At 67.5% G+C, this 5,925-nt stretch carries 9 protein-coding genes; 1 reads left to right on the top strand and 8 read right to left on the bottom strand.

Features of this window, described 5'->3' with window-relative positions:
• From ACWD6N_RS37065 to ACWD6N_RS37100, 8 genes are all read right to left on the bottom strand, one after another.
• A partial coding sequence (locus ACWD6N_RS37065) for a hypothetical protein (RefSeq protein WP_450006651.1) occupies positions 1–348 on the bottom strand: 348 nt, incomplete at its 3' end.
• A 172-nt stretch (positions 349–520) separates the two neighbouring features.
• Positions 521–1,015, bottom strand: coding sequence for a MauE/DoxX family redox-associated membrane protein (locus ACWD6N_RS37070; RefSeq protein WP_450006664.1), 495 nt, complete (start codon positions 1,013–1,015; stop codon positions 521–523).
• A 266-nt stretch (positions 1,016–1,281) separates the two neighbouring features.
• Positions 1,282–1,467, bottom strand: a complete 186-nt coding sequence (locus tag ACWD6N_RS37075) for a hypothetical protein (protein ID WP_450006652.1) — start codon at positions 1,465–1,467, stop codon at positions 1,282–1,284.
• 20 nt (positions 1,468–1,487) lie between these two features.
• Positions 1,488–1,844, bottom strand: coding sequence for an ATP-binding cassette domain-containing protein (locus ACWD6N_RS37080; RefSeq protein ID WP_450006654.1), 357 nt, complete (start codon positions 1,842–1,844; stop codon positions 1,488–1,490).
• A gap of 407 nt (positions 1,845–2,251) precedes the next feature.
• On the bottom strand, positions 2,252–2,833 hold the full coding sequence (locus tag ACWD6N_RS37085) for a dihydrofolate reductase family protein (protein WP_450006656.1): 582 nt from the start codon (positions 2,831–2,833) through the stop codon (positions 2,252–2,254).
• Positions 2,834–2,899: 66 nt separating this feature from the next.
• The gene (locus tag ACWD6N_RS37090; RefSeq protein ID WP_450006657.1) at positions 2,900–3,850 is read right to left on the bottom strand and encodes a helix-turn-helix domain-containing protein; all 951 of its coding nucleotides are present in this window, start codon (positions 3,848–3,850) and stop codon (positions 2,900–2,902) included.
• Positions 3,851–3,958: 108 nt separating this feature from the next.
• Positions 3,959–4,117: a hypothetical protein gene (locus tag ACWD6N_RS37095; protein WP_387329465.1), complete on the bottom strand. Its 159-nt coding sequence runs from the start codon at positions 4,115–4,117 to the stop codon at positions 3,959–3,961.
• Positions 4,118–4,435 carry a Tn3 family transposase gene (locus ACWD6N_RS37100; RefSeq protein ID WP_450006660.1) on the bottom strand — a complete coding sequence of 106 codons (318 nt, stop codon included), beginning with the start codon at positions 4,433–4,435 and terminating at the stop codon, positions 4,118–4,120.
• A 982-nt stretch (positions 4,436–5,417) separates the two neighbouring features.
• Here ACWD6N_RS37100 and ACWD6N_RS37105 point away from each other — a divergent pair.
• Positions 5,418–5,879 (top strand): hypothetical protein, encoded by a 462-nt coding sequence (locus tag ACWD6N_RS37105; RefSeq protein ID WP_450006662.1) that lies wholly within the window; start codon positions 5,418–5,420, stop codon positions 5,877–5,879.
• Positions 5,880–5,925 lie beyond the last annotated feature (46 nt).

The raw sequence follows: 5,925 nt of genomic DNA on the forward strand, positions 1-5,925 counted from the left end.
ACCGATGGCTCCACGCCCATATCCACCACTGTCCGCTATGGACGCAATGCCCGTGTCACCCCGATCGGCGCCCCGACCCTTGTTGAGATCACCTCCTTGGACCTGGAATCGGCTCTTGAGCGCGGTGGCGCTGGTCGCGCCAACCACCACCCAACCGGGTAGAGGCGGAATCGGCGACTGATCCTTGGCATCCCATACCAGCACCCGACCCCACTCGCCCGGATCAAAGGGGTGGATGATCAGGTCAGCGACAAGAGACGCGCACGGGGAGCAACCCTCAGACGTGAAGACCATCACCGAACGACTCAGCTGCACGGGTTCGCCCCCGTCGGACGCGGCGAACTCCAACAGGGCGCGGCCTGGCCGACCTCCAGTCCACCGAGGGCGCGTACGTTGCTTGGCGGCCGGGACGTGATCTCGTCCAGCGCACGGTCCAGCCTGGCGAGCACGCCCAACACAAGAATCGTGAGCGCTACGACCATGACTACGAGCGCACCGAAGGCAGCAATCCATGGACCCGTCATCGCCGCAGCGCCTCCAAACGGTTGTGCACGCGAAGGCCGACCGTCAACGCCCGCCAGGTCATGCCAAGTAGCAGCAGCGCGATGAGCGTGGCGAGTGCTGCATCACGCGACAAGCCCGACGTCGCGCACCACAGCACCTGCAAACCCAAAGGGGGAGGAATAGCGCTGGACAGGCCCGCAAAGATAGCCAAGCCACCGGTCCGCGCGACGAGCAGCCAGCTGACGGGCCTGTCCTCGCCAACACCGCAGCCGCAGGACGGTCGGCGCCCTCGAAGGAGTGCCGATGCCATCGCCAGCCCGAAGGAAGCGAACAGTGCAGCCGCGAGCCGAAGCATGATCGTCGGGTGCCAACCGCTGATGAGGCCGGCGCCGAGGATGACTTCGACGCCGGGAACGCTCCATGCCAGGGCTCGACCAAGGCAGACGGCGCAAGCCGGTAACCGGCAACGGCCATTGCGAACCGACGCGGTGCGCGCACTTTGCGGCGGCAGCCGCGATCAGAAGGAAACCCTGCCACGTCAGAACGGCGAACTCTCCCACGAGTGGGCCTCCCTATATGGTCACCAAATTAGACTGCGACAGAAGTCCCTCGTCAAGAGGGCAACATCTGTCCACCAGAAGCGGTTTGAGCGACCGTCTACATCGATGCACATAACTGTTATGGACCGGGCCATGGGCTCCTCGCGGGGCCGGATGAGTGACGGTCCTGGTCGAAACTCGGTCGGTGTTGAGCTGGGGCTTCATGTGGTGGCTTCTATCAGTCCACTGCAGCCCAGCGTGCGCGAAGCGCGCGTGGTCCCGGGTTGCCTCGGCGCAGCACCGCCACCTCGTGACGCAGCAGGAGGATCTCCGCGTCCTTCGACTCGGAGGAGCGGGCGAACAGCGCCAGCCACGAGAGCACCTGAACCAGAATCTGGTACAGCAGTCGGACGATCACGGACATCGATCGTCGAGTGCAGACGATCACGAGGTCAAGGGAGCTAGCCGAGTCCTCGACCAGGACAGCCGCCACGTGCCGTAGCACAGGTTGGCGCGCAACGAGTCGGTGAAGGAGTACGGAAACTGCGAAGCGTACGCGATCCGCCGGCGCCACCGGTCGATGTCGACGTCGCGAAGTACCGCATCACCGTTGATGACGATCTCGCCTCGCTCCGGCGTGATCAGACCCGCGATGAGATCGGCGAGCGTACTCTTGCCGGCACCGCTCGCACCGACAATGGCGACCGCCTGACCGCGCCGCAGTGCCAGGTGCAGGTCCGTGAGGACGGTGCGCCGGCGCGACGGACGAACCCGCGCACGTCGCAACAGGCCAAGCAGCACACACCGCCGTCGACACCACCACCGCGACGAGTCTGCGGCAAGAGAACGCCCGCCTCCGCCGCGACAACGAGAACCTTGCCGCGAACCTCGAAGTGGCAATCGCGAACATCCAGCGACTCACCCTGCAAGTGCACAACCTCACGGAGGCTTTTGAACACGCCCGCGGGGTTACCCGCTTGCCCCGAGTGGTTCGCTGACGGCACACACCGGACGGGCGTAGGAAATCGCGGCATAGCCGGCGAGACGACTATGCTCCTGTGCATGACGGGACATGACCGCGGGTCGGCGGCGGGATCCGACGGCGACACCGCCCAGGATCCGAGTTAGCCGTGGCAGGAGCTGGCTGCGGACTACGAGCAGGCGCGCGCCCGGGAAGACTCACTGGATCGGCTACCCGCTCAGATCGGTCAACGGCGCACCCGATAGCGCAGGTGAAGCACCCGGTTGCTCTGAATCACCACGTCAGGATCCTCCAACAGGTGCTGCGCGTCGACCGACCCGAAGTAGCGCTTGCCGGACCCGAACACCACGGGCACGACGTCCATGCGCACCTCGTCGACCAGACCCGCGGCAAGCACCTGGCCACCGACGTCGCCAGCGGCGACCTCGACCAAGCGGTCACCCGCAAGCTCCTGCGCCTTGGCCACGGCTGCCTCGACGCCGTCGACGAAGTGAAACGGCGCCTCGGGGTCCCAGCCCTCGGGCTGCGGCCGGTGCGTCACGACGACCACGTGGTCGATCCCGCTCGGAGGCTTCCCGTCCCAGCCGTCGGTCATGTCGAAGACGTGGCGGCCGGCGATTGTCGCCCCGATCTGGTCCCAGTACGGCCGGGTGTAGTCGTAGGACGTCTGCGACACCTTCACCTCGCCGCTCTCGTCCAACGGGACGTCACCGCTGGACAACCAGTCGAACAGCGGTCCGGGCTGGTCATTCTCGTCCGCGATGAAGCCGTCCACCGACACCGCGCTGTACATGACCACCTTGCCCACGGGGCTCTCCTCTGCTTTGGGGTGCCCCCAAATTAGCGTGTCGTGAGCTGTCGCTCTTGTAAGAAATCAATCGGCCGGCAGCGGCCAGCCGTCCAGCACGTGGCCGGGATGTTCGCGCAGGAACCGCCGCCGGACTTCGACGTACCGGGTCGGTGTGAGCCCGGTGAATGCCCGGAACTCGTGGCCGAAGTGGGCCTGGTCGAAGTAGCCTGCGCTACTGGCGAGGTCGCCCCAGTCGATCGGTCCGGCGGGGTTGATCGTTAACACGGTGGCGGCGAAGCGGTAGGTGCGGGCCAGCCGCTTCGGCGTGACGCCGATGAGCTCCTTGAACCGCTGTGCCAGGTGAGTGCTGCTGACACCGGCTGAAACCCTCAGGTCGTCGATAGCCACCGCCCCGCTGGTCGCCGCGATGACGCGGCTCGTATGGCGGACCAGCCCGAGGCCGGCGGCCTCGCACAGCCGTCGCATTAGCTCCTCCTCGAGCAGCGTCAGCATCTCGTGCGGTCCGTCCGCCGTGGTCAGCCGGTCTCGCAGCTCGGCGATGGCGGGCCGGCCCCAAACCTGCTCTAGCGTCACCGGCCGGTCACACAGCTCGGCCGCGGGCATCGGCAGGAACGGCGCCGGCCCCCACGGCTTGAAGTGCACGCCGACGGACCGGGTCCGGGGTGGGTAGCCGAACTCCCACGCGCGGGTGGGCATGGTGACCACGCAGCCGTCGGCGTACTCGGCCGTCTCGATGTCGGTGCCGGCGCGGATGCGGAACGGCGCGCCGAGGTTGACGATGAGCAACGCCGCCGGACTTGCCGGCAGCGTCAGCCGGGCGTACGGCGGCGCACCCTCCAGGTAGTAAAGGTCGTCGATCAGCCCGTCCAGCGGCGGTCGCGGCACTCTGGACACGTACTCCATGCCCACAGCATCGCCGACGCCCCGCCGGCATCGCGCGCCGGGATGGTCCAGCCGCGCTGCCGCCAGCATCGAGCCGGCGCCGATCCCGGACGAGCGCCCGGCCGCGGACATTTGCGTGGGATACGCGTGCTGCGTGAGAGATGGAGGATTCTCGGCCCTCCAGTGTCGCCCTGCATGGGGGAGGCGCTAAACCACCCTCTGCTGCGTTACCGTGCCCTGCTACGCGGCCGCGGGCTGTTCGCCGCCAAAGTCGACCTCGTCCAGCGCGGGGTCGAACACGTCCGGCGGGATGTGGAGTTCGTCGGTCGCGTAGGCGCCGATCCGGAGGATGTGGGAGGTCAGGTAGGGCGAGAGCTGGGCCAGATCCTCCGCGGTCACCTACCACCCCTCGGCAACCAGCTGCCGGATGACCTCCATCATGTCGATCGCGATGTGGAACACGATCAGGTTGCACCGCAGCGAGTTCATTTGACCGACTTTTCCTGCTCGGCCGGGTCGTTCTCGGCGATCACGCCCTGGTTGCCGAACCGGGGTCCAGGCGGAGAACCCGTTGTAGGCCTCGGCCTTGTTGGTGGCCGCGTCACCCGTGCCCGCAGTCCCGAGTCGGCGAGGAACCGCAGCAGCGCCACGGTGCATCACGCGCCCGACCTCCCGGAACGCCTTGTAGATCTGGTTTTTGCGCGAGTTCGACGACAATCAGCGCATCAGCGTCACCGAAGACACTTTGCATTGTGAAGAGCCGTCAAACCTGATGGCTCTGCACTGACTGCACCCGCTGCGGTCAATCGGTCAATCGCAAACCCTGGCTGCAAGACTCCCTCGATGCCGGTCGCGACCGACCAGTGGATCAACCAATCCGACACCTGCCGCATGTCCGCCGTCTGCGGAGTCAGCGTGAGCTGCGCCGGCGCCGGTTCCGCTGCACAGGTCACCAGCTGCCTACCAGGTGATCGGTAGGCCCGCCCCGGTCCGGTTCACAGCGGGACCGGCCCGCGGCGAAGAGTCCCGCAGCGGTCTCCCGTCACCGGCCGAGCAGCGAAGGCTCGCTGGCTGACGAGATCAGCCAGGCGGGCCGCAGGTCCGGCGGATTCCCCTCCGGCCAGCAGCCCTGACACGGGGGAGGGGATTGCCGGGCTGTCAGGTCCTGCCAGGAGGCCGCACCTGACAGCCCAGCCGAAGGCGCTCCCGCAACGGCTACCTTGAGAGCTTCCCTTACTTTCCACGTGCCTCTGATCTGACGCCTCGCGCGACGGCATCGCCCCCACCAGCCACGGTCGGCCGCCGCTGCCAGCCTCGGATCTGGCACGCACAAACCCAACGCCCCTCGCCCACGCGACTGGGGCGCGGCACCACCATCCCTTCAGGCGGCCACCAACCGGTGGCCGCCTTCTTGCTGTTCTACGGAGGGCAACATGCTTCATCCCACCCGGCACCTGAGAGACGGTGATCTCCCAGCCGACCTCCACCCCGCCGCCTCGCCCGACCTCCTGCGCAGCACCATCGCGGCCGCCGGCGAACACACCGAAGTGCGCCCAGCCCGCGACATGGCCACCGTGCGGGTGGCTACGTGCGCCGGGTTGGTCACGGGCAGGCCCTCGGCTACTGCCGGCAGTCGGGCGGCGCAGCGATGACCGGCGGGACCCCGGCGGACCAGGTCCCTACTCTGCATGCCGAAACGATGGCTGCCATCGAGCAACGGGCGGCTCTGGCCGTCGAGGCCCGCTCCGCCCTCATCGCCGCGCTGCGCAGCAGGCTGATCTGCCGCCCGGGATGCGAGGACGCCCTCGCAACATGGGGCCTGGAACCGCTGCCGCAACAGTGGACCATCTCCGCCCAAGCGCACCTGTCGTACACGCGGTCGCACACCGACGAGGACGAGGCCCGAGAGCAAGCGCGCTGGGGTGTACCGGACGAGCTGTGCCTGCTGCAGCCGGCGATGGCGGTCTACCCGCAACACGTCATCGACGTGGCACCCACCTCCAACGGAGATGACGAGCCTGGGCCGCACCGATACCGCATCACCGTGCAGTTCACGCTCCAGACCTGGGCCACGGCGACCCGGGAGGCGGACGCGCGCGACGCCGCTCGCACCCCTCTGTGGCAACCTTGGAGAAGGCGGCTTGAGCTGCTGAAACTCTGACCCGTGAGGGCGTGCGAGGAGATCCACCCCTGTGACATCGCATCAC

This window comes from Micromonospora sp. NPDC005163 (assembly GCF_053599835.1).

What these genes read in the sequence shown, in the direction of transcription:
- ACWD6N_RS37075 (WP_450006652.1), bottom strand. Translation starts at nt 1,467, where the DNA reads ATGTCCGTGATCGTCCGACTGCTGTACCAGATTCTGGTTCAGGTGCTC.
- ACWD6N_RS37090 (WP_450006657.1), bottom strand. Translation starts at nt 3,850, where the DNA reads ATGTCCGCGGCCGGGCGCTCGTCCGGGATCGGCGCCGGCTCGATGCTG.
- ACWD6N_RS37105 (WP_450006662.1), top strand. Translation starts at nt 5,418, where the DNA reads ATGGCTGCCATCGAGCAACGGGCGGCTCTGGCCGTCGAGGCCCGCTCC.